This window comes from Microbacterium paraoxydans, assembly GCF_019056515.1.
GTDB lineage: Bacteria > Actinomycetota > Actinomycetes > Actinomycetales > Microbacteriaceae > Microbacterium.
Window position 1 is genome coordinate 1,946,601 of record NZ_CP064873.1, and the last position, 25,710, is coordinate 1,972,310.

The window sequence follows — 25,710 nt, forward strand, 5'->3', positions numbered from 1 at the left end:
GGCGGGGCCCTTCGTCGTCCCGGTGGCTCGTCAGCCGTCGGAGGCGCGGAGGGCGAGCCACGCGGCGACGCGGTCGTCCGGATCGGAGAGGGAGAGCCCGGTGAGATCCTCGATCCGTCGGACGCGGGTCGTCAGCGTCTGTCGGTGGATGCGCAGCCGCGCCGCGCTCTCGCTCCACGCCCCATTGCACGCGAGGAACACCCGGAGGGTGTCGAGGAGCTCGGCGGGCCGCTCGGCCGCGCGCAGGGGGTCGAGCAGACGCGCGAGGCGAGTGGTCTGATCCGGGTCCAGCGCCCCGAGCACGAACGACACCGTCGGAATGGCCTCGTAGCGGACCACGCGTTCGCCGCCGGTGCGCGCGGCCTCGCAGGCGTGCCGCGCCTCGTCGATGCTGCGGGCGAGGGCATCCGTGCCCGCCGGTCGGCCGAGACCGAGATAGAGCGTCGATGCGAACGCCCGGGCGCGATGCGCGATCTGCTCGGCGTGGTCTTCGCGAACGACACCCTGGACGATTCCCCGTTGTGACGTGAAGACGTGCTCCGCACCGAGCTCGTCGAGCCAGAGGCCGAGCAGATGCTCGACGTCGACACCGCTGGTGCGGGAGGCGAGGGCGAAGCCCACCAGCACGCGCTCGTGCACGCCCCAGCGGCGGAGCAGACGAGCGGCCTCCTCCCCTCCCTCGCGCACGGTCTCGAACATCATGGAGCGGCCGAGGCGCTCCAGCTGACTGCTGTCCCGGGTGCGCATCAGGAGATCGAGCAGCGCCGCGGCCTGCGAGCTCAGTTCCCGACCACGGCCGGAGCTGTCGTTGCGCGGAGCGGTCACGAGCTGCGCGGTGATGTCCTGGCCCGGACCGACCGGGTGCACCTGCAGAGCGCGATGCCGCACGCGCACCGGGCGGCCGACGGCGACGGCGATCGCGTCGTCGATGTGCAGGCTTCCGGCACCGGCCGTGGTGATGACCTCGCCGTGCCGATCCAGGAGCACCGCCCACCCGTCGATGCGGTGCGCCAGCTCCGCGATGACGCCGGTGATGCCGCTGCGCCGCGCCGCCAGGGTGAGCACCCGCATCGCCGAGGTGATCGCGCGGGCCTCCGCCGCCTGATCGACCGCGAGGAGCGAGGTCAGCGTCGGGACGAGCAGCGACGGCGGCATCGGCGCCCCGACGATCGCCGTGATCCCCGCGTCCCGCACGGCTTCGCGAAGACGGGGGCCGTCGTCGCTGGTGACCACCACGGTCTCCCCCAGCGCGGCACCGCGGTCGCCGTCGACACCGAGGAGCGCGGCCTCTTCGGCCACGACGAGCGTCGCATGGAGCGGATCCACCGGCGGACCGAAGTCGTCGAGGGGAAGGACCGCGTTGACCGGCCGCGCTCCGGGGACAGCGCCCGGCAGCAGTTCCGCACGGAGATACCTGGCCACGGAGGCGACGTCACGAGCCACCTTCCGATCATACAGATTGTCGAAGAGCGCTCACTCTGTTCACCCTTCTGTCGGATGCCGAGGGCTTCCGCTCTCTCCTAGCATCGTGCGCATCCCCACTTCCCGAAGGATGTCATGAAAGCTGTTGTCTTCCGCGACCCCCAGTCGCCCATCGAGTTCGTCGACGTCGACCTCGCTCCGCCCCGCGCCGGTGAGGTGCGCGTGCGCATCGCCGCCGCCGGTGTCTGCCACTCCGACCTGCACGTCAAGCGCGGCGAGTGGGATGCCGCCGCTCCCCTGGTCATGGGCCACGAGGGCTCCGGCGTCGTCACCGAGCTGGGCGAGGGCGTCACCACGCTTGCTGTCGGCGACCACGTCGTGCTGAGCTGGGTGCCGCCGTGCGGCGAGTGCCGCTACTGTCGCGCAGGTCACGAGGCGCGCTGTCAGAAGGTCGCCACCGTGGTCGCTCCCCTCGGCGTGCTCTTCGACGGCACATCCCGGCTGAGCCGCGACGGCGAGCAGCTGCACCACTACCTGGGCGTCTCGTCCTTCGCGGAGGAGGTCGTCGTCCCCGCATCCGGAGCCGTGAAGGTCCGCGACGACGCGCCCCTCGACGTCATCGCCGTGGTCGGCTGCGCGGTCGCGACCGGTGTCGGCGCCGTCCTGAACACCGCCGCCGTGGAACCGGGGTCGACGGTCGCCGTCATCGGCTGCGGTGGCGTGGGCCTCAACGTCGTCCAGGGCGCACGGCTCGCCGGTGCCGAGCGCATCGTCGCGATCGACGTGCGGCCGGAGAAGACGCAGATGGCCCTGCAGTTCGGGGCCACGGACCGCATCGACGCCTCCCAGGGCGATGCCGTGGCCCAGCTGCGCGAACTCATCCCCGACGGCGTCGACTACGCCTTCGACGCGATCGGACGCACCTCCACGACCGAGCAGTCCATCCAGATGCTCGGACTCGGCGGCGCCGCCGTCATCGTCGGGCTGCCGCCCACGGGAGCACGCGCCTCGTTCGAGCCGCTCGTCCTCGCCGAGGCCGACCAGCGCATCCTCGGCTCGAACTACGGCTCGGTGCGGCCGTCGATCGACGTCCCCGCGCTCGTGGACCGCTACATGGACGGGCAGCTGAAGATCGATCCGCTGATCTCCGGTCGCCGTCCGCTCTCCGAGGCCGCCGCCGCCCTGGACGACCTCGACGGCGGCTCGGCACTGCGCACCCTCCTCATCCCCTGACCGCCGCGCGCGGCCCCCATCCCTGAAACCCGAATCCAGGAGAACCATGTCAGACACCGTCGTCGCCCCGCCCGGCGCCCCGCAGGATGCCGGGCTCCGCACCGGCGTCATGAGCGGACCCGAGCTCGCCGCCCAGGCCATCGCCAACATCGCCCCCAGCGCCGTCATCGCCTTCACGGCCGCCGCCATCTTCCTCGGCGCCGGGAACGGCACCATCTACGCCTTCGCACTGGCCACCATCGTGATCCTGTGCGTCGGCTACTGCGTGGTGGTGTTCGCCCGCAAGCACGCCTCCGCAGGCTCGCTGTACACCTACGTGTCGAAGGGCCTCGGCCCGTTCGGCGCCTTCCTCGCCGGGGTCACCCTGCTGATCGGCTGCTTCGGCATCGCAGCGGCCTCCCTCAGCGGCTCGGTCAGCTACATGGGGCAGTTCCTGAGCATGCTGGGCCTCCCCGCCCAGGGGCTCGGCTGGGACATCGGCCTGGCGATCGTGCTCGGCGGGCTGGCGACGCTGTTCACCATCCGCGGCATCCGGCTCTCCGCCCGGGTCTCGCTCGTCCTCGAGCTGCTCTCCGTCGGCATCATCCTCGTGCTCCTCATCGCGGCGCTCGCGTGGGCGGGCCCCTCTGCGTGGGACCCCGCGCAGGTGCTCGCGACCGGCTCGTCGTTCCAGGGCATCGCGTCCGGCATGGTGCTGGGCATCCTGGGCTTCGTCGGCTTCTCCTCTGCGGACGCCCTCGGACGCGAGGCCAAGGAGCCGTACAAGGCGATCCCCCGCGCCATCATGTGGAGCGCCCTCGGCGTCGGCGTGCTCTACGTCTTCGCCGCCTACACGCAGATCGCGGTCCTCGGCGACGACCTCGCCACCGCCGCGAGCCCGCTGGAGAGCATGTCCGCCCTCATCGGCATGCCGGGCTGGTTCGCGGCCGTGCTCACGTTCGGCGTCTCGGCGTCGTTCTTCGCGGTCGTCGTCGCGCCGCTCAACGTGATCGGCCGCATCGTCTACGTGATGGGCAAGGAAGGCGTCGTCGCGGAGCGCTTCGGCCGCACGCACGAGCAGCACCTCACGCCACACCGCGTGCTCATCCTCGCCGGCGCCGCGGCGATCACCGTCGACATCGTGCTGCTGGTGGCGGGAGCGGCGACGGGCGACATCCTGGTCTGGGTCAACACCTGGGGCACCTACGGCTACATGGTCGCCTACGCCCTCGTCGCCATCGCCTGCGTGGTCTACACGCAGCGGGCGAAGATGCGGAACGGCCTCGTGAAGGTGTGCGCCACGGTCGCGGTCGTGACGATGGCGTACGTCTTCTTCGCGAACGTGTGGCCCGTGCCGTCCTTCCCCTACAACGTGATCCCGTACGTGTTCCTCGTGACCGTCGCCCTCGCGCTCACCCGGTACGCCTACCTCGCCCGTCGTCGCCCTGACGTCATCGCCCGGATCGGCAACACCGAGACGAGCGCCATGGAGGGCGTCGGCTGAACCGTCCTCCCCGACAGGAAGAGCCCCTCCGCGAGGAGGGGCTCTTCCTGTGTCCCGGGGCGCAGACGAGCGGTCCGGGAACGAGAGAAGCCCCCTCCGTGGAGGGGGCTTCTCTCGTTGGCTCCCCGGCTTGGACTCGAACCAAGAACCTGCCGGTTAACAGCCGGCTGCTCTGCCAATTGAGCTACCGAGGAATGTGCGCCGCGGTGCGGGCAACTCGTCAAGCTTAGCAAACTCGAGACGCTGTTCGTGACACCGCGCCGCCTTCCGCGACCCTCGGGCGTGTCGCGCTCAGCGGCGGGAATCCGACTCCGCATTCGGCACCCAGAGCAGGTCCTTGCCGACGCCCCGCGCGACGACGTGGCCCCCGCGCAGCATGAGCGTCTCCGCGTTCAGCTCGCGGATGAAGTCCGCGTCGTTGGTGACGAGGAGAGCCGCCATCCCCTCCTCCTTGCGGCGCCGGGTGATGGCGTCGAAGACGACAGGTCGCACCTCCAGATCGAGGTTCGCGAGGATCTCGTCGGCGATGAGCACCCGCGGCTCCAGCACGAAGGAACGGGCGATCGCGACCCGCTGGCGCATGCCGGCGCTGAGCTCGTAGGGGAACTTCGCGGCGGTCCCGAGCGGCAGGTGGAGCTCGTCGAGGAGCGTCGCCACCCGGATGGAGAGCGCCCGGGTGTTGACGCGCTTCTCCCGGATGAGGATCGGCTCGGCGATGACCTCGTTGACCGTCAGCTGCGGCGGCAGGTCCGCCCCGGCACCCTGCGGCACGAAGCCCGTGCGGTAGGTGAGGATGCGGTGCTTGCGACCCGGACGACGGATGTCGATGCCGCAGACCTGCGCCCGGCCGCCGACGACGCGCACCGAGGGATCGGTGGAACCCGCGAGCGCGGCGACGAGGGTCGACTTGCCCGAGCCGGTCGGCCCCGCGACGCAGATGAGCCCGCCGGGGGCGAGCGAGAACGTCACGCCGTCGACCGCGCGATTGGGCGTGCCGTGGCCGATCCGGTCGATGACCAGATCGGAGCACTCGATCGCATTCGAGGATTCGGGCGTGCGGGGCATGTATCCATCCTGCCGTCTCGTCCGGGACCGTTCCGGTTACGACTCGGCGAAGAACCGCTGCCGCTCCACGTCGATGTCCCGCAGTCGTACCCGCAGCGCGCGCCCGCCGTCGGAGTCCGCAGGGACGCGCTGGACCGCGCCCAGCAGCTCCTGCTTCTCGTGCTCGAGCTGCCGCACCACCAGCCGTCGGGCGAGATCCGTCGCCGACGCCACCGCGCCGGCCTCGTCCCGCGCCGGGAACGGCGTCATCAGCAGCTCGCCCGCAAGCGAGCGGTACGGCTCGCGCACGCTGTTCACCGCGTCCGTCACCCAGCCGGGACGGCTGCGATCGGGGGCGGCGGCGACCGCCTCGCGCACGGCATCGAGGCCGGGCGTGCGGAACGGCTCCGCGAGCGCTCGCGTCAGCAGCGCCGCATCGATCTGGTGACCGTACTGCAGGGCGCCCATGAGCGCATCGCGCTCCACGGCGACGTCGGGCGAACGGGGCAGGCTGGCGAGCGTCACGGCCGCGACGACCGGCCCGCCCGTGGCGGGATCGACCCGCGGCGCGGCCTCCCGACGGGCCTGAGGAGCGGCCGCCTGCGCACCGCGCGCGGCGCGCTCGACCTCCCCATGCACCTCGGTCGGGTCCATGCCGAGTCGGCGTGCGAGTACCCGCTCGTAGCCGGGGCGCAGCAGGCGGTCGCGGATCTCCGCCACGATCGGGGCCGCGGCACGGAGGGCGCCGACCCGGCCCTCGACCGTGGAGAGGTCGAAACCCGCGAGCTTGCGGTCGATGGCGAACTCGAACATCGGCTGCTTCGCGTCCATGAGGCCGCGCACCGCCGCGTCCCCGCGCTGCAGCCGGAGGTCGCACGGGTCGAGGCCGTCCGGGGCGACCGCGACGAACGTCTGCGCGTTGAACCGGTCGTCCTCCGTGAACGCCCGCAGCGCGGCCTTCTGTCCCGCCTCGTCGCCGTCGAAGGTGAACACCACCTCACCGGACGCGTTGTCGTCGCCCATGACCCGGCGGAGCACCTTGATGTGCTCGGCGCCGAACGCGGTGCCGCAGGTCGCGACCGCGGTCGTGAGCCCGGCGAGGTGGCAGGCCATCACATCGGTGTAGCCCTCGACGACCACGACCCGGCGCGGGTCGCCGCGGGCGATGTCGCGCTTGGCGAGGTCGAGCCCGTAGAGCACCTGGGCCTTCTTGTAGATCGGGGTCTCGGGGGTGTTGAGGTACTTGGGGCCCTGGTCGTCATCGAACAGCTTGCGGGCGCCGAAGCCGATGGTCTGCCCCGACACGTCGCGGATCGGCCAGACGAGGCGGCCGCGGAACCGGTCGTACACACCGCGCTGGCCCGTGGAGACGAGTCCTGCGGTGCTCAGCTCCTCGCGCGTGAAGCCCTGGGCGGTCAGCGCCTTGAGCATGCCGTCCCATCCCCGAGGGGCGAAGCCGACGCCGAAGTGCGCAGCCGCCCCGGCGTCGAAGCCGCGCTCCCCGAGGAACCGGCGGGCCGCCTCCGCATCCGGCGACAGCAGCTGGGACCGGAAGAACTCCGCCGCGGCCGTGTTCGCCGCGTACAGCCGGCTGCGGCCACTGGTCTCCGGCGCCGCACCTCCGTCCTCGTAATGCAGGGTGTAGCCGATGCGGCCCGCGAGCCGCTCGACCGCCTCCGTGAAGCTCACGTGGTCCATCGCGCGGAGGAAGGAGTACACGTCGCCCGACTCCCCGCAGCCGAAGCAGTGGTAGTAGCCGACCTGCTGACGCACGTGGAAGCTGGGGCTCTTCTCGTCGTGGAACGGGCACAGTCCCTTGAGGGACCCGACCCCCGCCGATTTGAGGGCGACGCGCTCCCCCACGATGTCCGCGATGTTGGTGCGGGCCTTGACCTCGTCGACGTCGGCCTGCCGGATGCGGGGCATCAGCGGGCGCCTTCTGCGACGGGCCGCCTCTCGACAGGCGTGCGCGCGCCGGGGCGCGCATGACGCGGCGTCCAGATGCCGACCTCCGCCGGGTCGATCTCCCCGACCAGGCGGTTGTGCCAGTCGATCGCACTCTGATCGGTCAGGCTCGCGATCTGATCCACGACGACCCGCGCCCGCTCCGCGTCGCTCTCGGCGGCGACGAAGTCGGCGGCGAACGCGGGCTCCAGCACGTCGGCGCCGGCCGACCACAGGGTGTCGGTCGACCACAGGGCGTCGGCCAAGCGCTTCAGCACTCGGCGCTGCTCCTTGTATACGCCCTTCCTGGCATCGATCGTGACGATCGCCTGACCCATGATCCCCTTGAGAACCGCGATCTCGACCTCGACGACGCGAGGCACGATCACGTGCGCGTTGTAGCGGACCAGGCGCGTGCCCCCGAAGGCCTCCCGGGTGGCCGAGACCGCCGCGCGCGCGAACCGGCCGATGAGGTCGCTGGTGAGGTTCTTGAGCCGGGCGAGATCCTGCCGGGAACGATCGAAGGACGCCAGCCACATCGGCTGCGAGGCGAGCCGGTAGAGGGCGTCGGCGAGTTCGTCGCGCGTGAAGTCGTAGCCGACCCATTGCTGGATCCGGCTGAGCAGGGCCTCGTGCGCCGCCGGGTCGGCGAGCTGCGCGACGTCGACGTAGCCGTTGACGATCGCGTCCTCGAAGTCGTGCACCGAGTAGGCGATGTCGTCGGAGAGGTCCATGATCTCGGCCTCGATGCAGCGCAGCCGCCCCGGTGCTCCGTCGCGCATCCAGCGGAACACGGCCTCGTCCTCCGGGTACACGCCGAACTTGAGCCGACCCCCCGGGTCGGGGACGGGGCTGTCGACGGTCCACGGATACTTGCAGGTCGCGTCGAGACTCGCCCGCGTGAGGTTCAGGCCGACGGAGGAGCCGTCGGAGTCGAGCACCTTCGCCTCCAGCCGGGTGAGGATGCGCAGCGACTGGGCGTTGCCCTCGAAGCCGCCGATGGCCGCCGCCCACTCGTTCAGCGCCCGCTCGCCGTTGTGACCGAACGGCGGGTGGCCGAGGTCATGGCTCAGACACGCGGTGTCCACCACGTCCGCGGAGACCCCGAGCGCCGCGGCGAGCTCCCGGCCGACCTGCGCGACCTCGAGCGAGTGGGTCAGACGGTTGCGGGCGAAGTCGGCCGTGCTGGCGGGGCTGAGCACCTGCGTCTTCGCGGCGAGCCGCCGCAGAGCCGCCGAGTGCAGCACGCGCGCGCGGTCGCGGGCGAAGTCGTCCCGCTCGGAACGATGGGTCTCCGCGATGAAGCGCTCCGCGTCGCGCGGGTCATAGCCGTCGGCGCGCGCGCCGACCCGGGGGTCATCCGCCACTGTTCTCGATCTCCGCTCCACGCATCATCTCCGACGCGGACGAGGCGAGCTCGCGCGACTCCAGCCACTTCTCCGGAAGGGCCGTCTTCTTCGGGTGTCCCGCGCGGCCGCGCTGCCCTTCGGCGTCCGCGCCGGGGTACGGAGCCGCACGGTCGAGTCGGCCCAGCAGGTCGTCGATCTCCTGCAGGCTCGACGCGGTGGCGAGGCCCGTGCGGATGTCGCCGCCCACCGGGTAGCCCTTGAAGTACCAGGACACGTGCTTGCGGATGTCGCGGCAGCCGCGGTCCTCGTCCTCGAAGAACTCGACGAGCAGCTCCGCGTGCCGGCGGAAGGCGTCGGCGACGAAACCGAGGGTCGCGTCGACCGTCTTGCCCTCGCCCCCGAAGGCGAGAGCCAGCTGTCCGAACAGCCACGGGCGGCCCAGGCACCCGCGGCCGACGACGACCCCGTCGCAGTCGGTCTCCGCCATCATGCGCACGGCGTCGTCGGCCGACCAGATGTCGCCGTTGCCTAGCACGGGAATGCTGGTCACGGCCTGTTTGAGCTCACCGATCGCACTCCAGTCGGCGTGACCGGAGTAGAACTCGCTCGCGGTCCGGGCGTGCAGAGCCACGGCGGCGGCTCCGGCATCCTCCGCGGCACGTCCGGCGTCGAGGAAGGTGAGGTGGTCCCGGTCGATGCCCTTGCGCATCTTGACGGTGAGCGGGATGTCGCCGGCGGCCTTGACGGCCTGATCAACGATGTCTGCGAAGAGCTTCGACTTCCACGGCAGCGCCGCACCGCCGCCCTTGCGCGTGACCTTGGGGACCGGGCAGCCGAAGTTCAGGTCGATGTGATCGGCGTGGTCTTCCGCGACGATGATGCGGACGGCCTCGGCGATGGTCTTCGGATCGACGCCGTAGAGCTGGATGGAGCGTGGCGTCTCGGACTCATGGTGCCGGATGAGACGCATCGTGGTCTCGTTGCGTTCGACCAGCGCGCGCGAGGTGATCATCTCGCTCACGTAGAGGCCGGCCCCGTACTCCCGGCACAGGCGTCGGAAGGCCGTGTTCGTGATCCCGGCCATCGGCGCGAGGACGACCGGCACGTCGAGGTCGATCGGGCCGATGCGGAGGGGGCGGGCGGGGCGGTGGCGAGAGTCATGGCGTGTCCATTCTCCCAGACCCGGAGCCGGTGGGGATGCGGCGACCTAAGCTGTGCATATGACCGATCCCGCCCTCCGTTCCATCCCCTTCACCGACGCCCAGGGCCAGCAGAAGACTCTGGACGATCTCGGCGCCGACGTGGTGCTCGTGGTGAACGTCGCCTCGAAGTGCGGGCTCACCCCGCAGTACGAGCAGCTGGAGGAGCTGCAGCGCCGGTTCGGCGACCGCGGCTTCACCGTTGTCGGCTTCCCCTGCAACCAGTTCTTCGGCCAGGAGCCCGGTTCGGTCGACGAGATCCTCGAGTTCTGCTCCACGACGTACGGCGTCTCCTTCCCGGTGAACGACAAGGTCAAGGTCAACGGCAAGAACGCCGCCGAGCTGTACAAGGCTCTCAAGGAGACGCCGGATGCCGGCGGCAAGGCCGGCCGCGTCGAGTGGAACTTCGAGAAGTTCCTGGTGCTCCCGGACGGGGATGTGCTGCGCTTCCGCCCGAAGCAGAAGCCCGATGCGCCGGAGATCGTCCAGGCGATCGAGGCCGCGCTCCCCCGCTGAGCGTCGTTCACCTCCGCGTCACGCGCGCACCGCGTCCCGGCGCTCGACGAGGCCGCCGTCGTTCACCGTCCGGTCTCTCCGCGGACATCTGGCGTCCCTAGTCTCACCGCGGCGACACGCGCCGAAGACGAAGGAGACCACGAATGCCCGACCGACTGCCCCTCAGCCGGCGAACTGTCCTCACGGCCGGAGCGCTCGGCGCGCTCGGCACCGCCCTCCCCCTCGGAGCCGCTCCTGCCGCCGCGGTGACCGTCCCGGCATCGCCCGGCGCGGCCCACGCGCGCAACCTGCGCTTCCGCGCGGACGGCACCTTCAAGGTGGTGCAGTTCAACGACACGCAGGACGACGAGCTGACCGACCGCCGCACCGTCGAGCTGATGGAGAAGGTGCTCGACCAGGAGAAGCCGGACTTCGTCGTCATCAACGGCGACGTGATCACGGGCGGCTGCGAGACGCGGCTGGCGGTGAAGCAGGCGATCAACAACGTGGTCATGCCGATGGAGTCCCGTCGCATCCCCTGGGCGGTCACCTACGGCAACCACGACGAGGACTCGCTGCCGCAGTCCGGCGTCGATGAGGCGGGGATGCTGCAGATCTACCGGTCGTACGAGTACAACGTGAACGCCGAGAACACGCGCGGCGTGACGGGCACGAGCAATACGATCGTGACGATCGGCTCCGCCGCGAAGAAGAACCGGGAGGCGTTCGCGCTCTGGCTGATGGACTCGGGCCGCTACGCGCCGGACGCCATCGACGGCCAGGACTTCGCCGGCTACCCGGCATGGGATTGGCTGCGCATGGACCAGGTCGCCTGGTACCGCGACCAGTCGCAGCGGCTGGAGCAGCGCCGAGGGCGCAAGGTCCCGGGCCTCATGTTCCTCCACATCGCCCTGTGGGAGCACCGCTTCATGTGGTGGGGCGGTGTGGACACCCGCACGGCGGCCGATGCCGCCCGCGGCAGGGCCCGCCACGGCATCGTCGGGGAGCGCAACGAGGACGAGTGCCCCGGGCCGTTCAACTCGGGGATGTTCAACGCGATCCTCGAGCGCGGCGACGTGAAGGGCGTGTTCGTCGGCCACGACCATGTCAACGACTACATGGGCGACTACTACGGCGTGATGCTCGGATACGCTCCCGGCACCGGCTTCGGCGCCTACGGTCTGGCCGGCGCGGAGCGCAATCGCCTCCGGGGCGGCCGGGTGTTCGAGCTGACGGAGGCCGGCGAGGAGGTCACGATCGCCACGCGCGTCGTCTATGCGCGGGACGTCGGCATCGACCTGACGGCGAACGATCAGCCGATGGAGCCGCTCCCCCTCGGACCGCGCCAGCAGCGCCTCTGAGCCCGGGCAGCAGAACGGCGGGGACCCCCGACCCGGGGTCCCCGCCGTCGTCTGTCGATGCGGGTCAGGCCTCGACGGCCGCGCTGCGCTGCGCCCAGAGATCGCGGATCACGTTCTCGAACGCCGCCGGTGGCTGCGCGCCGCTGATGCCGTACTGACCGTCGACCACGAAGAACGGCACCCCCTGGATCCCGTAGGCGCGAGCCTGCGCCTGGTCCTGGCGGACGTCGGCGAGGTACTGCTCGCTCTCGAGTGCGGCGCGGGCGCGATCGGCATCGAGGCCCACCTCGGCGGCGAGGGCGACGAGATCGTCGATGCGTCCGACGTGCTTGCCCTCGGTGAAGTAGGCGGACATGAGCCGCTCCTCCATCTCGTGCTGGCGGCCCTCGGCCTTCGCGAAATGCAGCAGCTCGTGCGCCTTCACGGTGTTCGTGTGCTGCAGCAGGTCGAACCGGTACTGCAGGCCCGCGTCCGCGGCGACGTTCGTGACGTTGGCGAGCATCTGCTCGACCTGCGTGCGCGGCATCCCCTTGTGCCCGGAGAGGAAGTCGATCTCGTCGCCGTCGAAGTCGACCGGGGTGTCCGGGGAGAGCTCGAACGAGTGGAAGGTGACCGTGACCTGCGGAGCGTCCTCGTCGGCGGAGACCGCCTCCAGCCCCTTCTCGAGGTTGCGCTTGCCGATGTAGCACCAGGGGCAGGCGATGTCGGACCAGATGTCGATGGAGATGGGTTCAGTCACACCGTGATCAACCGCTCGGGCGTCCGACGTATTCCGTCAGTAGAATCCTCGGATGCTCTCCGCCGACGATCCCCTGCCCTTCCGGCCCGCTCGGGTGCTCGTCGCGGGCGTCACAGGGTCGGGGAAGACGACTCTGTCCCGACGGCTCGCCGCCCTCTGGGACCTCCGTCACGTGGAGATCGACGGCCTGTTCCACGGCCCGGACTGGACCCCGCGGGCGGAGTTCCTCGACGACGTGCGCGCCTTCGCCGCGGAGGAGCGCTGGGTGACCGAGTGGCAGTACACGAGCAAGGGCACCGACGAGATCCTGACCCCGAGAGCGCAGCTCGCGCTCTGGCTCGACTACCCGTACCGCGTGGTGCGGTCGCGTCTGCTCCGGCGCACCCTCAGCCGCAGCATCCTCCGCACCCGGATGTGGAACGGCAACGTCGAGAAGCCGATCTGGCGGATGCTGGGGGCCCCGCCGGAGGAGAGCATCCTGGCCTGGCAGACGAAGACGCTGCGAACCTGGTCCGAGCGCTTTCCCGCGGTGCAGGAGCGCTTTCCCCACCTCACGATCGTACGACTCACGCATCCGCGCGAGACGGAGCGCTGGCTGCGGGCTCAGGCCGAGGTCGGGGTGTCCACGGCGCCGCCGAAGCGTCGGTCGCGGGAGAGGTAGACCCCGATCGCGCGCCAGAGCTCCTCGCGCGAGAAGTCCGGCCACAGGGTGTCGAGGAACACCATCTCGGCGTAGGCCGACTGCCACAGCAGGAAGTTGGAGGTGCGCTGCTCCCCCGAGCTGCGCAGGAACAGGTCCACGTCCGGCATGTCGGGCACGTAGAGGTGACGACGGATCATCTTCTCGCTGATCGCGTTGGGCTTCACCCGCCCGGCCGCGACATCGGCTGCGATGGCCCGCATCGCGTCGACGAGTTCGACCCGACCGCCGTAGTTGACGCACATGGTGAGGGTGAGCACGTCGTTGTCGCGGGTCAGCTGCTCGGCGTACTGCAGCTCCTTGATGACGCTCCCCCACAGGCGCGGCTTGCGCCCCGCCCACCGCACACGCACACCCCACTCGTTGAGCTGATCGCGGCGGCGGTGCAGCACATCGCGGTTGTACCCCATGAGGAAGCGGACCTCCTCGGGGGAACGGGCCCAGTTCTCGGTGGAGAACGCATAGACGGAGAGGTGCTTCACGCCGGCCTGGATCGCGCCGGCGACGACGTCGAGCAGCACCTCCTCCCCGGCCTTGTGGCCCTCGATGCGGTTGAGGCCCCGGCGGTTCGCCCAGCGCCCGTTGCCGTCCATGACGATGGCGACGTGCTCCGGGACGGCCGGGAACGCGGGCGGGTACACGCCGGTCCAGTCGATCGGCCGATACGGCACGGCGTCCTTGTGCGTGTAGGGCTTCGGGCTCACCGTGCTCCTTCTCCGGGGGTGGACGACACGTGCGCGAGCGAGCGGATGCCCCGCTCCAGGTGCCACTGGGCGTACGCCGCGACGAGACCCGAGGCGGCGGCGGTGTCAGCGTGCGGCGCCGCGTCGATGAGGTCCCAGTCGCCGCGGATCAACGCGCGCAGCAGTGTCAGGGTCTTCTCGGCGATCCGCGGGCTCCCGGCGGGTGCATCGGCGTGGCAGACCAGGCCGCCCAGCTGCGCGACGAAGACGGAGTGCGGCCCCGGAGCCCCGCAGCGCGCGCAGTCCTCGAGGGACGGTGCCCACCCCGAGAGGGACATGACCCGCAGCAGGTACGAATCGAGGATGCTGCGCGGAGCGTGCTCGCCGCGGGACAGCGCCCGCAGCCCGCCGACAAGCAGGAGGTACTGCTCCGGGGTGGCCTCGGCGTCGCTGAGCCGATCCGCCGTCTCGACCATGGCGTTCGCGGCGGTGAACCGGTCGTAATGCGCGGCGATGTCCGTGCCGTAGGCTCCGAGCGACTCGGCCTGCTGCACGATGTCGAGCGAGCGGCCTTCGTAGAGCTGCACGTCGGCGACCATGAACGGCTCGAGGCGGGAGCCGAACTTCGACGAGGTGCGCCGCACGCCCTTGGCCACCGCGCGCACCTTGCCGTGCCGCCGGGACAGCATCGTGACGATGCGATCCGCCTCGCCCAGCTTGTGGGTGCGCAGGATCACCGCTTCGTCTCGGTAGGTGGGCACCCTTCGATTATCCTCCGTGCGCGACAATGGACGCGTGACCGAACCGCTCTTCACCATTCCGCTGTGGGCGGACCTCCTCGGCGTCGGCCTCGGCGGAGTGCAGGGCGCGATGTTCGCCGCCGGATTCCAGGGCCAGCGCCGGCTCGACTGGCTGGGCGTCGCGATCATCGGGATCATGATCGGCATGGGCGGCGGTCTCATCCGCGACATCCTGCTCGGACAGACGCCCGCCACCCTGCAGAACCAGTGGTACCTGGTCACGGCCGCGGGTGCCGCCCTGCTCGGCATGCTGCTGGCCGGACTCTTCACGCGGCTCAACACCGCGATCGTGGTGCTGGACGCCGTCGTGATCGGCATGTTCGGCGCCTTCGGGACGAGCAAGGCGCTCGCCTTCGGCATCCCGGAAGTGCCCGCGGTGTTCATCGGGGTCTGCGCCGCGGTCGGCGGGAGTGTGCTCCGCGACATGCTGATGGGCCTGCCGACGGCGATCATGCACGTCGGCTCGCTGTATGCCGTGGCCGCGGCCGCCGGATGCACGTTCATCGTCGTGGCGAACGCCGTCGGGATGCCCATCCCCCTCGCGGCCGTCATCGGCATCGTCGTGACCGCCGTGATCCGGATCCTCGCCGTGACGTTCGATGTTTCGCTTCCCGAGCAGCGCCGTCTCTACCGCCGCAAGGTCGCCGCCGAGACCGGTGCCATCCCGATCGTGAAGCCCCAGGACTGACTTCGAATCGCCCGATTGGCTCCATCCCGCCGCTGAATACGACCGATCGCGCGATTCGAACGACGATCAGGTGGCGGCGAGCCCGTCGATCACGCGCGCGAGGCCGAACTCCCACGCTGTTCGAGCGTCATAGGGCGCGCCCAGGGCTTCCCCGGCAGCCTGGCCCACCGACCGGGCGAGCGGCAGGTCGTCACCCAGGTAGGCCGCCAGACGCGGTGCCGCTTCCGCCCACGAGGCGGCGAACGACTCCGCACTCTGCTGCTCGCGCATGCGCGCCGCCGCGGAGAGGGTGAAGTCCAGCACGAAGCTCAACGCCGCGTCGCGCTCCACGGCGCCGAGGCCGAGGCCGTCGAAGGCGTGGAGCTCCCGGTCGTACTTGGCGATGGTGCCGGGGCCGAGTGCGACCCGCGGATCCCGGACATCGATGAGCCACGGGTGGGTGCGGAAGAGGCGCAGGTTGTCCTCGGCGATCGCCCGAACCGCCGCACGCCATCCGGAGGCCTGCGCAGGCGCGACCAGCATCCTGGCGTGCATCGCGTCCGCCATCAGGACGAGCAGGTCGGCGCGGCTGTTGACGTGCGTGTAGATCGACATCGGCGTCAGGTCGAGGCTCTGCGCGAGAGACCGGATGGTCACCGCGCCGAGCCCGTCGGCGTCAGCCAACACGACAGCGCGGTCGACCACGTCATCCGTCGAATGACGCGCCTTCGGTCCGCGCTGTGGGGTCGCGGGAGCCACGGGGCTGTGCCGCCAGAGCAGATCGACGAGGTTCTTGGTCATCGGGAATAGCCTAGACCGCTCGCGCCTTAACACTGTACACTGTACAGACTTTCGATAAGGAGAACCGTGAACATCACGCAGACCGCCCTCTCGCTCAACGTTCCCGACGTCGCCGCCTCCGCCGCCTTCGCCATGACGCACTTCGGGTTCGAGGAGGCGATGTCCGCGGAGGGCTTCGTCTCGTTGCGGCACCCGGGGCCGGTGCCGAACGTCATCTTCCTCGAGACGGGGCTGTCGACGTTCCGCCCGGAGGAGATCGCCGGATCCGCCGGTCAGGGAACTCTGATCGTCTTCGTCGTCGACGAGATCGACCAGGAGTTCGCCCGGATCGCCGCCGCGGGCGCTCGCGTGGTCACCCCTCCCGAGACCGAACCCTGGGGCGAGCGGTACTGCCAGTTCGCCGACCCCAACGGCCTCATCTGGCAGCTGGTGCAGTGGGTGGCCTGATCCCCCACTTCGAATCGCGCGATTGGCCCCATCCGGCGGCCGGAGACGACCGATCGCGCGATTCGAACGAGGATCAGACGGCGGCCAGCTCCTGCTGACGGCTGCGGATCGACCGGTTCACACCGGACACGATAGCCTTGAGCGATGCGGTGGAGATGTCGCCGTCGATGCCGACGCCCCACAGGCGCTGATCGCCCACCTGCAGCTCGACGTAGGCCGCGGCCTGCGCGTCCCCACCGGCACTGAGAGCGTGCTCGACGTAGTCGTAGACCGTGATGTCGAAGCCCTGACCACGCAGCACCTCGACGAACGCGGCGACCGGACCGTTGCCGTTGCCCGACACGGAGACCTCCTGGTCGTCGTCCCGCAGCACGACGTCGAGCACGACGTCGCCGGACATGTCGCTCCGAGTCTGCGTGGCGAGCAGTTCGAACCGGCCCCACTTCGCCTCGGTGTCCACGGCGGGCAGGTACTCGTCGGTGAAGATCGACCAGATCTGCTCGCTGGTGACCTCGCCGCCCTCGGCATCCGTCTTGGCCTGCACGACCCCGGAGAACTCGATCTGGAGCTTGCGCGGCAGGTCGATCGCGTGGTCGGACTTGAGCAGGTACGCGACGCCGCCCTTGCCCGACTGGGAGTTCACGCGGATGACGGCCTCGTAGGAGCGACCGAGGTCCTTCGGGTCGACGGGCAGATACGGCACGGCCCATTCGATCTCGTCGACCGTCACGCCCTGCGCCTCGGCCCTGGCGGCCATGGCCTCGAAGCCCTTCTTGATGGCGTCCTGGTGCGAGCCGCTGAACGCCGTGAAGACGAGGTCACCGGCCCACGGGCTGCGCTCGGGCACCGGCAGCTGGTTGCAGTACTCGACCGTGCGCTTGACCTGGTCGATGTCGCTGAAGTCGATCTGCGGATCGATGCCCTGCGTGAACATGTTGATGCCGAGCGCGACGAGGTCGACGTTGCCCGTGCGCTCCCCGTTGCCGAACAGGCACCCCTCGATGCGGTCGGCTCCGGCCATGTACCCCAGCTCGGCCGCGGCGATCGCGGTCCCGCGGTCGTTGTGCGGGTGCAGCGACAGGATCACGTTCTCCCGGTGGTTCAGGTGACGGCTCATCCACTCGATCGAGTCGGCGTAGACGTTCGGCGTCGCCATCTCCACCGTCGCGGGGAGGTTGATGATGACCTTGCGGTCCGGCGTGGGTTCGAAGATCTCGATGACCTGGTTGCAGACGTCGACCGCGAACTCCAGCTCGGTGCCGGTGTAGCTCTCCGGGGAGTACTCGTAGTACACCTGCGTGTCCGGGATGGTCTTCTCGAACCGGCGGCACAGCCGAGCGCCCTCGAGCGCGATGTCGATGATGCCCTGCTTGTCGGTGCGGAAGACGACCTCGCGCTGCAGAACGCTCGTGGAGTTGTACAGGTGCACGATGGCCTGCTTCGCACCGGCGATGGCCTCGTAGGTGCGGGCGATCAGGTGCTCGCGCGCCTGCGTCAGGACCTGGATCGTGACGTCATCCGGGATGAGGTTCTCCTCGATCAGCTGACGCACGAAGTCGAAGTCGGTCTGGCTCGCCGAGGGGAAGCCGACCTCGATCTCCTTGTAGCCCATGCCGACGAGCAACTCGAACATGACGCGCTTGCGCTCGGGCGACATGGGGTCGATGAGAGCCTGGTTGCCGTCGCGGAGATCGACCGCGCACCAGCGGGGCGCCTCCGTGATGCGGGCGTCGGGCCAGGTGCGGTCAGGCAGGTGGACGGCGATCTGCTCGTGGAAGGGCCGGTACTTGTGGATCGGCATCGCGGACGGGCGCTGGGTGTTCTGCATGATGGGGCTTCTTCTCTTCGTCACAATGAACGGGCCAACACAAGCGCCGCGACGAGGCAGGCCCTAGCTCTAGGACTCGTCGCGGCAGCTAAGAAGAAGCAGACCGCCGAAAGGCATGTGGTCATGCTAGCACCTGAGACGATCCGTCCACGCGCGACACTGGTCGGTATGAGGTCCTTCCGCGATCGCTCTCCCCTCGCCTTCGGCGCCGCGACGGCTCTGCTGCTCCTGGCCGGTTGCACCACCGCCCCGGGAGCGTCCGCACCGCCGACGAGCACGACGGTGCCGTCAGACACGCGCTGGGAGGAGGCGGAGCCCGCGCCACCGACAGGACCCGTGGTCGGCACCGGAACCGTGCTCGACGAGTCCGGGGATGTCCGGCTGTGCCTCGGCGCGATCCGCGAGTCGTATCCCCCGCAGTGCGACGGTGTGCCGCTCGACGGGTGGAGCTGGGACGGCGTGGACGGCCGCGAGACGTCCGGAGAGACGCAGTGGGGGGCCTACGCGGTCACCGGCGCCTGGGACGGCGAGCGGTTCACGGTGACCGAGCCGCCTGCTCTCCTCGCGCTCTACGATCCGATGGCGCCGGAGGACCCCACCGGCGGCGTGGACGGCACCAGCACGGCGGAGGAGCTCGACCGCGTGCAGAACGACATCGCCGGCCGCCTCGGCGCGGAGGCTCTCGCGCTGTCCACCGATCGCGGCTACGTCTGGCTCCAGGTCGTCTGGGATGACGGTTCCATGCAGAACGCCGCGGATGAGGAATACGGCGAGGGCGTCGTCATCGTGACCTCGGCATTGCAGGAGATCGGCTAGCCGTCGGGGATCAGCGCGAGCTTGCCGCCCGGGTGCCCGGTGGCGAGGAGGCGATGGGCCTCCGGCGCCTCGGTCAGCGGGAAGGTCCGTGCCACAGGGACCACGAGGTCGCCGTTCTGCGCCAGAGCGAGGAGTTCGCTGCGCACCTCGTCGCGGAACCGGGCGCTCTCCGTCATCGACCCGGCGATCGCGAGGAAACCCTCGGCGGACGCCCGCGACGGGTTCGCGATCGTGACGATCCTCCGGCGGTCCGCCACCAGGCTCAGGGAGACGTCGACGGCTTCGTCGGTCCCCACCGCATCGAGAGCCGCGGCGACCGGATTGTCCGCCAGCGCGCGCACCCGATCCGCGAGCCCGGCACCGTAGGCCACGGGGATGCCGCCGAACCGCCGCACCTCGTCGAAGCGCTCCGGGCTCGCCGTGCCGATCACCCGGACGTCCCGCAGCCGGGCCTGCTGCAGCACGCTGACCCCCACCGCACCGGATGCACCGTGCAGCAGGATCGTCTCGCCCGGGGCCGCACCGGTGACGGCGAGCATCTCGGACGCGGTCGTGCCGACGAGCAGGAGGTTCGCCGCCTCGGGGTGCGCGAGCGTCGTCGGCTTCGCGAAGACCGTGGCAGCCGGCACCGTGAGCTCCGTCGCGTACCCGCCCCGGACGCGGAAGGCCACGACCTCGTCGCCGACCCCGGCGTCGCCCGAGCCGATGCGGGTCCCGGGGCCGATCGCCACGAGCTCACCCGAGAGTTCGTACCCGATGGCGACCGGGAACTCGAGCCCCGGCCGAGCGGCCGCCACATGCTTCGCGTCGGCCGGATTCACCCCGGCGGCACGCACCCGGATCGTGACCTCGCCCTGGCGCGGCGGCGCGGGGACGTACTCCTCGAAAGCCCACGACTCGGGAGGCCCGGCCGTCGTCGCGACCCAGTGCTTCGCCATGCCCTCGCCCCTCATCGTCTCCTGTACCGGCCCGCCCCGGCTCTCAGAGGAAGCAGCGGATGTTGGTCGCGGAACCCGAGACGTTGCTCCAGGCATTGGCGTTGACGGTCGCCAGCACCGAGGCCCCGTTACGCACCTGCATGTACCCCGAGGTCCGCGCGTTCGCCGCGGAACGTGTGGCGAACGACGACGGGATGGTGATGGTGGTGCAGCTCCCCCAGCTCAGCATGCCGCCGCCGAGGTTGGAGGCGTTGTACGCGCAGATCCGCCCGGTCGCGCAGGAGCCGACGGAGCGCGCCGCGACCCGCGACGTCGCCGGGGCCGGTCGGTACTCCATGTCGAGTTTCGGCCAGACGGCGCTGCCGCCGTCGGTCACCACACCGCCGGGAACCTCTTCGAGCAACTGGGAGAGCTGGGGATCGACGGGCTCCTCGGCTGCCGCGACGGCGGGGCCGCCGGTCACGACGAGAGCCAGGGCCACGAGAACCGCGGTCAGCGGGCGCGAGTGCTTCATTGCACGACCTCCTCAGGGATGTCCCACATCCGGTAGTCCACGACCGCACCGGCCGGGAAGACGCCGTCGTCCTTCAGGACGGTTCGCTCGATGCCGACGATGCGGCCGGTGTCGAGGGACACCAGAAGGTCGTCGCTCACGATGCCGTCCGCGGACAGCACGCGGATACCGGCGACAGGACGCCCGAGGCGGTCGGTGGACTCGCCGAGCGCCTGCGCTCCTCCGGAGGCCTCGATGAGCGTCAACACCTCGGCGTGCTGCGCGTTGGTGAGCGTCCACTGACCGAAGACCGAGGTGAGGGCGGTCACCACCTCGAAGGCCGTCGGGTCGTCCGGCATGCCGAACGCCTCCAGGAGCGCCCGCACGTCGGCGGCGGACTCCCCCGGCGCGGCGACGACCGGGGTCTCGAACTCGCCGGGGGCGAAGGTCACGCGCGAGGCCACCTCGCCGCTGCTCACGATCTCGGAGTCGCCGTTCGCGACCGCGTCCTCGGGATCGTAGGGGACGCCATTGATGGCGAGGGCCTCCCCGGAGAGGTCTTCCCGCCAGGTGAACGTCGAGAACTGCGGCATGACCTCGGTGCGCCCCGTGTCCATCTCCGCGTTGAACGACCAGGACGCGGTCCGCACCGAGCGCTCCGGGTCGGCGGGCGGCGCGAACACCGTCAGCTCGGTCTCCGCGTCGGCCACGATGTCGCTCAGAGAGCCGGTGCTCTCGAAGACCAGCGGCGACGGAGTACCCGCGACGGCGGACTGCGGCGGAGTGAGGGCCGCGAAGGCGATGGCGACCGACGCGGCGGCGGCGGCCAGCCCTGCGGCCCAGCCGATCGTCCGGGTCCGCCGGCGGCGCTGCGGCGCGCGAGCGGACCGGATGATGCGGTCGCGCGCGGCGATCGCACGCGCGTCCGGCTCGGCGTCGCGCGGCGTGCGCGCGGGATCGGCCTCGACGAGCACGCGCTCGAGCAGGGCATTCTCAGGCATCACGCACTCCCCGTCTCCTCCAGTCCCAGCGTGGCGCGCAGCCGTTCCTCGGCCCGCGCCAGCGTCTTCCGCACCCGGGACTCGGAAGCGCGCAGCAGCTCCGCAATCTCCCCCACCGCGAGTCCATCCCAGTACGTGAGCATGATGATACGCCGTTGCCCCGGAGTGAGGACACCCAAAGCTCTGAGGACTTCGCTGCGCCCGAACCCGCCGAGGGTCTCCGGGTCGCCGGAGAGCCCCGCGTGCACGGCATCGATCGCACCGTGCGCGGTGGGAGAACGCCGAGCGCGGGCACGAAGGTGGCGGTCGGTCTGTCGGAGCAGCCAGACCTTCCCGGGGGGACGGGTCGGGCGCAGCCGTGACCACGCGACGAGGAACACCTCCGACACGATCTCACTGACCTCGTCGTCATCGGGGACGACGCCCTCGATGTGGTGGCGCACCGTCGCCCAGTGCTCGTCGAACACTCGTGTGAAGACCTCGTTCCGCAGCGAGCTCGGGTCTTCGCCGCGGCCGATCATGTCGGTGGGGTCGGCGGTCGGCCCGCCGCCTCCGACGTCCTGCTGCCCGGCATGTCAGAACCCGAGCCGCCCGAGCTGCTTCGGATCGCGCTGCCACTCCTTCGCGACCTTGACATGGAGCCCGAGGAAGACGCGGGTCCCGAGCAGTTCCTCGATGCCGGCGCGGGCGCGCGCTCCCACGTCGCGGAGGCGCTTGCCCTTGTGGCCGATGATGATCGCCTTCTGGCTGTCCCGCTCCACGACGATGGAGGCATGCACGTCGGTGAGGTCGCTGTCTTCGCGCGGGGCGATGTCATCGACGACGACGGCGATCGAGTGCGGGAGCTCGTCGCGCACGCCGTCGAGGGCGGCCTCGCGGATGATCTCCGCGATCCGGTCCTCGGCGGACTCGTCGGTGGTGACGCCCTCGGGGTAGAGCGCGGGCCCCTCCGGCATGAGCTGCAGGATCTCGTCCGCCAGCACCTCGAGCTGATCCCGCGTCAGCGCCGACAGCGGGATCACCGCCGCCCAGTCCTCGCGGAGGGAGTCCACCTCCATCAGCCGTTCGGTGATCTCATCGCGCCCGGCGGCATCGGTCTTCGTGACGAGGGCGATCTTCTGCGCCCGCGGGTAGCCGTCCAGCGAGGCGGCGATCCGGCGGTCGCCGGGACCGACCTTCTCGGTGGCGGGCACGCAGAAGCCGATCACGTCGACGTCGCCCAGGACCTGCTCGACAAGATCGTTCAGCCGCTCGCCGAGGAGTGTGCGCGGCTTGTGGATGCCGGGGGTGTCGACGATGACGAGCTGCCCGTCCGGACGGTTGAGGATGCCTCGGATCGCGCGGCGCGTGGTCTGCGGCTTCTCGCTGGTGATGGCGATCTTCTCGCCGACCAGGGCGTTGGTGAGCGTGGACTTGCCCACGTTCGGCCGCCCGACGAAGGTCACGAACCCGCTCCGGGTGTCTTCAGTCATCGCGCCGCTCTCCTTCATCCTGCACTTCTTCGGGCTCTGCCGCCCGTTCCACGAACACCGTCGCGATCCCGCGCCCCCGCCCGCGCGACGCGCCCCCGGTGAGCACGAGCCCGTGGACGGTCGCCGTCGCACCGGGCTGCGGCACCTGGCCGAGCGTCTTGCCGAGCAGGCCGCCGATGGAGTCGACGTCCTCGTCCTCGAGCTCCAGACCGAACAGATCGCCCACGTCCTCCAGCGAGAGCCGGGAGCTCACCCGATAGCGGCCGTCGCCCAGGTCGACGAACTCGGCGGACACCTGATCGTACTCGTCCGAGATCTCCCCCACGAGCTCCTCGATGAGGTCCTCCAGGGTCACCAGGCCGGAGATCCCGCCATGCTCGTCGATCACGAGGCAGACGTGCACGGCGTCGCGCTTCATCTGCTGCAGCAGCGTCTCTGCGCGCATCGACTCGGGGACGAACGTGGCCGGCCGGGCGATCGGACGGATGGAGGCCGCGCGCCAGGCGCTGTCGTCCCGGTACGCGAACTGCACGAGGTCCTTGAGGTACAGCACCCCGACGACGTCGTCGGCCTCATCGTCGACGACGGGCATGCGGGACACCCCGCGATGAAGGAAGAGCGACATGGCCTCGTCGGTCGTCGCCTCCGCACCCACGGTGACCATCTCGGTGCGCGGCACCATCACCGCCCGGACGAACTGGTCGGTGAAGTCGAACACCGAGTGGATGAGGTCGCGGTCGTCCTCCTCGATGAGGTCGTTGGACGCGGCCTCATCGACCATGCTCAGCAGCTGGTCCTCGCTGGAGAACGAACTGCGTCCGGTCCCCGGCGTGACACGGTTTCCGAGGACGACGAGCCCCTGGGCGATGGGACCCAGGATGATCCGGAGTCCGCGCACGATGGCCGCGCTCCCGCGGATCATGCTCTCGGCGTGCTGGTGACCGAACGTCCGCGGACTCGCCCCGACGAGGACGAAGGTGATGCCGGTCATCAGGATGGCGGCGGCGAGCATCGCCCACCAGATGTTCTCGAAGACGATCGTGAACGCCACGGTGACGAGCACGGCGGCCGTCACCTCCGCGAGGACACGGATGAAGGCGACGGCGTTGACGTGCGCGTCGAGGTCGGCGGCGATGCGCCCGAGGGCCTTCGCACGGCGTCCCTCGGTGGCCATGTCCTCCAGCCCGGCGCGCGAGGTCACGCCGTATGCCGCGTCGATCGCGGCCATGAGGCCGCCGAACGCCACCAGCAGCACCGCGGCGACGAGCAGCAGCAGCTCCGTCATCGCCGGCGGCGCTCGGACGCGGCGAAGCCCTGGATGAGCTGCTTCTGCAGCCCGAACATCTCCCGCTCCTCATCCGGCTCGGCGTGGTCGAACCCGAGCAGGTGCAGCAGTCCGTGCGTGGTGAGCAGGATGAGCTCGTCCATGAGGGTGTGGCCGGCGGCCTGCGCCTGCGTCTCCGCGACCTGCGGGCAGAGGACGATGTCGCCGAGCAGCCCGGGAGGCGTCGGACGGTCCTCGGTGCCGGGCCGGAGCTCGTCCATCGGGAAGCTCAGCACGTCGGTCGGCCCCGGCTCGTCCATCCACTGCACGTGCAGCGCCTCCATGGCGCCCTCGTCGACGAGCACGATGGCCACCTCGGCGTCCGCGCTGACGTGGAGCTGCGCGAGGTTGAAGTCTGTCAGCCGCTGCAGCACGGTCTCGTCGACATCAATGGCCGACTCGTTGTTGATCTCGATCATGAGAGCCCTCGTTTCGGCATGCGGTCGCGTGGTCCGGGTCGCTGGGCGCCGCGGCGCTCGGCGCGGTTGGCGAACTCGTGCGCCTGCTCGCGCTCGGCCCGCTGCGCCACGCGCCGCTCGTCGTACTCGCTGTAGGCGTCGACGATGCGCCCCACCAGGGAGTGCCGGACCACGTCGTCACTGGTGAGACGGGAGAAGTGGATGTCGTCGATGCCGTCGAGCACCCGGGTGACCAGGCGGAGGCCGGAGGCGCCCTGCGGAAGGTCGACCTGGGTGATGTCGCCGGTGACGACCATCTTCGTGCCGAACCCGAGACGCGTGAGGAACATCTTCATCTGCTCGGGCGTGGTGTTCTGCGCCTCGTCGAGCACGACGAAGGAGTCGTTGAGGGTGCGCCCGCGCATGTACGCGAGGGGCGCGACCTCGATGGTGCCCGTCGCCATCAGGCGCGGCACGATCTCCGGATCCATCATCTCGTTGAGCGCGTCGTAGAGCGGCCGCAGGTACGGATCGATCTTGTCGGTGAGCGTGCCGGGGAGGAACCCGAGGCGCTCCCCCGCCTCGACCGCCGGACGGGTGAGGATGATGCGGGTGACCTCCTTGCGCTGCAGCGCCTGGACCGCCTTCGCCATCGCCAGGTAGGTCTTGCCCGTTCCGGCCGGACCGATGCCGAACACGATCGTGTTCTCCTCGATCGCGTCGACGTACTCCTTCTGACCGAGGGTCTTCGGCCGGATCACCTTGCCGCGCGTGGAGAGGATCGCCTCGCCCAGCACCTCGCTGGGCCGCGGGCCACCGTCCTGACGCAGCATGCGCGCCGAGCTGGACACGTCGCTCGGGGCGAGATCGTGCCCGGCCTTGGTCATCGTGAGGAGCTCGTCGACGAGGGTCTTGGCTTTGGCGACGGCCTCGCGCGCGCCCGTGAGCGTGATCTCGTTGCCGCGCACGAGCACCTGTACGTCGCGGTGCTCGCGCTCGAGCATCCGCAGCAGACGGTCCTGCGGTCCGAGCAGCTGCACCATCGCGACGCCGTCGGCGTAGAGCCGTTCGGT

Annotated in this window: 26 protein-coding genes and 1 tRNA gene; 8 read left to right on the plus strand and 19 right to left on the minus strand. The window is 70.3% G+C overall.

Annotated features, from left to right (window positions below; translation table 11 throughout):
- Positions 1-30: 30 nt before the first annotated feature.
- Positions 31-1,443 (minus strand): PucR family transcriptional regulator, encoded by a 1,413-nt coding sequence (locus tag IZR02_RS09360; protein ID WP_025103664.1) that lies wholly within the window; start codon positions 1,441-1,443, stop codon positions 31-33.
- Positions 1,444-1,557: 114 nt separating this feature from the next.
- On the opposite strand from IZR02_RS09360, the gene IZR02_RS09365 reads away from it, so the two are divergent.
- Complete coding sequence (locus tag IZR02_RS09365) at positions 1,558-2,655, plus strand: alcohol dehydrogenase catalytic domain-containing protein (protein ID WP_025103665.1); 1,098 nt, start codon at positions 1,558-1,560, stop codon at positions 2,653-2,655.
- A gap of 46 nt (positions 2,656-2,701) precedes the next feature.
- A complete protein-coding gene (locus IZR02_RS09370) occupies positions 2,702-4,138 on the plus strand; it encodes an APC family permease (protein WP_025103666.1) in 1,437 nt (478 codons plus the stop codon).
- A gap of 118 nt (positions 4,139-4,256) precedes the next feature.
- Here IZR02_RS09370 and IZR02_RS09375 read toward each other — a convergent pair.
- The 5 genes from IZR02_RS09375 to dusB all read right to left on the minus strand — a co-directional run bounded on the left by IZR02_RS09375 (position 4,257) and on the right by dusB (position 9,655).
- Positions 4,257-4,332: transfer RNA gene (locus IZR02_RS09375), tRNA-Asn, on the minus strand.
- A 97-nt stretch (positions 4,333-4,429) separates the two neighbouring features.
- On the minus strand, positions 4,430-5,203 hold the full coding sequence (locus IZR02_RS09380) for an ATP-binding cassette domain-containing protein (RefSeq protein ID WP_025103667.1): 774 nt from the start codon (positions 5,201-5,203) through the stop codon (positions 4,430-4,432).
- 36 nt (positions 5,204-5,239) lie between these two features.
- Positions 5,240-7,108, minus strand: a complete 1,869-nt coding sequence (dnaG, locus tag IZR02_RS09385) for a DNA primase (protein ID WP_025103668.1) — start codon at positions 7,106-7,108, stop codon at positions 5,240-5,242.
- A complete protein-coding gene (locus tag IZR02_RS09390) occupies positions 7,108-8,493 on the minus strand; it encodes a deoxyguanosinetriphosphate triphosphohydrolase (RefSeq protein WP_025103669.1) in 1,386 nt (461 codons plus the stop codon). The genes dnaG and IZR02_RS09390 overlap by 1 nt, the downstream gene beginning before the upstream one ends.
- On the minus strand, positions 8,483-9,655 hold the full coding sequence (gene dusB, locus IZR02_RS09395) for a tRNA dihydrouridine synthase DusB (RefSeq protein WP_217316599.1): 1,173 nt from the start codon (positions 9,653-9,655) through the stop codon (positions 8,483-8,485). The genes IZR02_RS09390 and dusB overlap by 11 nt, the downstream gene beginning before the upstream one ends.
- A gap of 40 nt (positions 9,656-9,695) precedes the next feature.
- Between dusB and IZR02_RS09400 the strand changes: the two genes are divergently transcribed.
- Positions 9,696-10,190 carry a glutathione peroxidase gene (locus tag IZR02_RS09400; protein ID WP_025103671.1) on the plus strand — a complete coding sequence of 165 codons (495 nt, stop codon included), beginning with the start codon at positions 9,696-9,698 and terminating at the stop codon, positions 10,188-10,190.
- Between the two features lie 143 nt (positions 10,191-10,333).
- Entirely contained in the window at positions 10,334-11,530 is a 1,197-nt protein-coding gene (locus IZR02_RS09405; protein ID WP_217316404.1) for a metallophosphoesterase family protein, read from the plus strand.
- Positions 11,531-11,594: 64 nt separating this feature from the next.
- Here IZR02_RS09405 and IZR02_RS09410 read toward each other — a convergent pair whose 3' ends face one another.
- The gene (locus tag IZR02_RS09410; RefSeq protein ID WP_025103673.1) at positions 11,595-12,269 is read right to left on the minus strand and encodes a DsbA family oxidoreductase; all 675 of its coding nucleotides are present in this window, start codon (positions 12,267-12,269) and stop codon (positions 11,595-11,597) included.
- 52 nt (positions 12,270-12,321) lie between these two features.
- Here IZR02_RS09410 and IZR02_RS09415 point away from each other — a divergent pair, with 52 nt between their 5' ends.
- Positions 12,322-12,930, plus strand: a complete 609-nt coding sequence (locus IZR02_RS09415; RefSeq protein WP_025103674.1) for an ATPase AAA — start codon at positions 12,322-12,324, stop codon at positions 12,928-12,930.
- Here the strand turns inward: IZR02_RS09415 and IZR02_RS09420 are convergent.
- A complete protein-coding gene (locus IZR02_RS09420) occupies positions 12,873-13,673 on the minus strand; it encodes an isoprenyl transferase (RefSeq protein WP_025103675.1) in 801 nt (266 codons plus the stop codon). The genes IZR02_RS09415 and IZR02_RS09420 overlap by 58 nt on opposite strands.
- Positions 13,670-14,413 (minus strand): DNA repair protein RecO, encoded by a 744-nt coding sequence (recO, locus tag IZR02_RS09425; RefSeq protein ID WP_025103676.1) that lies wholly within the window; start codon positions 14,411-14,413, stop codon positions 13,670-13,672. Before recO ends, IZR02_RS09420 begins: the two co-directional genes overlap by 4 nt.
- A gap of 34 nt (positions 14,414-14,447) precedes the next feature.
- Between recO and IZR02_RS09430 the strand changes: the two genes are divergently transcribed.
- Positions 14,448-15,140 carry a trimeric intracellular cation channel family protein gene (locus IZR02_RS09430; RefSeq protein ID WP_025103677.1) on the plus strand — a complete coding sequence of 231 codons (693 nt, stop codon included), beginning with the start codon at positions 14,448-14,450 and terminating at the stop codon, positions 15,138-15,140.
- Positions 15,141-15,206: 66 nt separating this feature from the next.
- On the opposite strand, the gene IZR02_RS09435 is transcribed toward IZR02_RS09430, so the two are convergent.
- Positions 15,207-15,920 (minus strand): TetR/AcrR family transcriptional regulator C-terminal domain-containing protein, encoded by a 714-nt coding sequence (locus tag IZR02_RS09435; protein ID WP_025103678.1) that lies wholly within the window; start codon positions 15,918-15,920, stop codon positions 15,207-15,209.
- A 66-nt stretch (positions 15,921-15,986) separates the two neighbouring features.
- Here IZR02_RS09435 and IZR02_RS09440 point away from each other — a divergent pair, with 66 nt between their 5' ends.
- On the plus strand, positions 15,987-16,367 hold the full coding sequence (locus IZR02_RS09440; protein WP_025103679.1) for a VOC family protein: 381 nt from the start codon (positions 15,987-15,989) through the stop codon (positions 16,365-16,367).
- A 73-nt stretch (positions 16,368-16,440) separates the two neighbouring features.
- Here IZR02_RS09440 and leuA read toward each other — a convergent pair whose 3' ends face one another.
- A complete protein-coding gene (gene leuA / locus IZR02_RS09445; RefSeq protein WP_025103680.1) occupies positions 16,441-18,195 on the minus strand; it encodes a 2-isopropylmalate synthase in 1,755 nt (584 codons plus the stop codon).
- Positions 18,196-18,363: 168 nt separating this feature from the next.
- On the opposite strand from leuA, the gene IZR02_RS09450 reads away from it, so the two are divergent.
- Entirely contained in the window at positions 18,364-19,011 is a 648-nt protein-coding gene (locus IZR02_RS09450) for a hypothetical protein (RefSeq protein ID WP_025103681.1), read from the plus strand.
- Here the strand turns inward: IZR02_RS09450 and IZR02_RS09455 are convergent.
- Genes IZR02_RS09455 through IZR02_RS09490 form a run of 8 tightly spaced genes read right to left on the minus strand, consistent with a single transcriptional unit; the run spans position 19,008 to position 25,680 of the window.
- Positions 19,008-19,949: a quinone oxidoreductase family protein gene (locus IZR02_RS09455; protein ID WP_115642548.1), complete on the minus strand. Its 942-nt coding sequence runs from the start codon at positions 19,947-19,949 to the stop codon at positions 19,008-19,010. The two genes, IZR02_RS09450 and IZR02_RS09455, sit on opposite strands and share 4 nt — an antisense overlap.
- A 43-nt stretch (positions 19,950-19,992) precedes the next feature.
- Entirely contained in the window at positions 19,993-20,463 is a 471-nt protein-coding gene (locus tag IZR02_RS09460; RefSeq protein WP_025103683.1) for a hypothetical protein, read from the minus strand.
- Positions 20,460-21,443 carry a hypothetical protein gene (locus tag IZR02_RS09465; RefSeq protein ID WP_025103684.1) on the minus strand — a complete coding sequence of 328 codons (984 nt, stop codon included), beginning with the start codon at positions 21,441-21,443 and terminating at the stop codon, positions 20,460-20,462. Before IZR02_RS09465 ends, IZR02_RS09460 begins: the two co-directional genes overlap by 4 nt.
- Positions 21,443-21,964, minus strand: coding sequence for an RNA polymerase sigma factor (locus IZR02_RS09470; protein WP_025103685.1), 522 nt, complete (start codon positions 21,962-21,964; stop codon positions 21,443-21,445). The genes IZR02_RS09465 and IZR02_RS09470 overlap by 1 nt, the downstream gene beginning before the upstream one ends.
- 54 nt (positions 21,965-22,018) lie before the next feature.
- A complete protein-coding gene (era, locus tag IZR02_RS09475) occupies positions 22,019-22,915 on the minus strand; it encodes a GTPase Era (protein WP_025103686.1) in 897 nt (298 codons plus the stop codon).
- Positions 22,908-24,200 (minus strand): hemolysin family protein, encoded by a 1,293-nt coding sequence (locus tag IZR02_RS09480; RefSeq protein WP_025103687.1) that lies wholly within the window; start codon positions 24,198-24,200, stop codon positions 22,908-22,910. Before IZR02_RS09480 ends, era begins: the two co-directional genes overlap by 8 nt.
- Positions 24,197-24,658 (minus strand): rRNA maturation RNase YbeY, encoded by a 462-nt coding sequence (ybeY, locus tag IZR02_RS09485; protein WP_025103688.1) that lies wholly within the window; start codon positions 24,656-24,658, stop codon positions 24,197-24,199. Before ybeY ends, IZR02_RS09480 begins: the two co-directional genes overlap by 4 nt.
- On the minus strand, positions 24,655-25,680 hold the full coding sequence (locus IZR02_RS09490; RefSeq protein WP_231919667.1) for a PhoH family protein: 1,026 nt from the start codon (positions 25,678-25,680) through the stop codon (positions 24,655-24,657). The genes ybeY and IZR02_RS09490 overlap by 4 nt, the downstream gene beginning before the upstream one ends.
- Positions 25,681-25,710 lie beyond the last annotated feature (30 nt).

What these genes read in the sequence shown, in the direction of transcription:
- IZR02_RS09435 (WP_025103678.1), bottom strand. Translation starts at nt 15,920, where the DNA reads ATGACCAAGAACCTCGTCGATCTGCTCTGGCGGCACAGCCCCGTGGCT.
- IZR02_RS09490 (WP_231919667.1), bottom strand. Translation starts at nt 25,680, where the DNA reads ATGGTGCAGCTGCTCGGACCGCAGGACCGTCTGCTGCGGATGCTCGAG.
- IZR02_RS09370 (WP_025103666.1), top strand. Translation starts at nt 2,702, where the DNA reads ATGTCAGACACCGTCGTCGCCCCGCCCGGCGCCCCGCAGGATGCCGGG.
- IZR02_RS09460 (WP_025103683.1), bottom strand. Translation starts at nt 20,463, where the DNA reads ATGAAGCACTCGCGCCCGCTGACCGCGGTTCTCGTGGCCCTGGCTCTC.
- IZR02_RS09470 (WP_025103685.1), bottom strand. Translation starts at nt 21,964, where the DNA reads ATGATCGGCCGCGGCGAAGACCCGAGCTCGCTGCGGAACGAGGTCTTC.
- era (WP_025103686.1), bottom strand. Translation starts at nt 22,915, where the DNA reads ATGACTGAAGACACCCGGAGCGGGTTCGTGACCTTCGTCGGGCGGCCG.
- IZR02_RS09365 (WP_025103665.1), top strand. Translation starts at nt 1,558, where the DNA reads ATGAAAGCTGTTGTCTTCCGCGACCCCCAGTCGCCCATCGAGTTCGTC.
- IZR02_RS09405 (WP_217316404.1), top strand. Translation starts at nt 10,334, where the DNA reads ATGCCCGACCGACTGCCCCTCAGCCGGCGAACTGTCCTCACGGCCGGA.
- ybeY (WP_025103688.1), bottom strand. Translation starts at nt 24,658, where the DNA reads ATGATCGAGATCAACAACGAGTCGGCCATTGATGTCGACGAGACCGTG.
- IZR02_RS09480 (WP_025103687.1), bottom strand. Translation starts at nt 24,200, where the DNA reads ATGACGGAGCTGCTGCTGCTCGTCGCCGCGGTGCTGCTGGTGGCGTTC.
- IZR02_RS09450 (WP_025103681.1), top strand. Translation starts at nt 18,364, where the DNA reads ATGAGGTCCTTCCGCGATCGCTCTCCCCTCGCCTTCGGCGCCGCGACG.
- IZR02_RS09415 (WP_025103674.1), top strand. Translation starts at nt 12,322, where the DNA reads ATGCTCTCCGCCGACGATCCCCTGCCCTTCCGGCCCGCTCGGGTGCTC.
- IZR02_RS09465 (WP_025103684.1), bottom strand. Translation starts at nt 21,443, where the DNA reads ATGCCTGAGAATGCCCTGCTCGAGCGCGTGCTCGTCGAGGCCGATCCC.
- IZR02_RS09380 (WP_025103667.1), bottom strand. Translation starts at nt 5,203, where the DNA reads ATGCCCCGCACGCCCGAATCCTCGAATGCGATCGAGTGCTCCGATCTG.
- IZR02_RS09400 (WP_025103671.1), top strand. Translation starts at nt 9,696, where the DNA reads ATGACCGATCCCGCCCTCCGTTCCATCCCCTTCACCGACGCCCAGGGC.
- dnaG (WP_025103668.1), bottom strand. Translation starts at nt 7,108, where the DNA reads ATGCCCCGCATCCGGCAGGCCGACGTCGACGAGGTCAAGGCCCGCACC.
- IZR02_RS09455 (WP_115642548.1), bottom strand. Translation starts at nt 19,949, where the DNA reads ATGGCGAAGCACTGGGTCGCGACGACGGCCGGGCCTCCCGAGTCGTGG.
- leuA (WP_025103680.1), bottom strand. Translation starts at nt 18,195, where the DNA reads ATGCAGAACACCCAGCGCCCGTCCGCGATGCCGATCCACAAGTACCGG.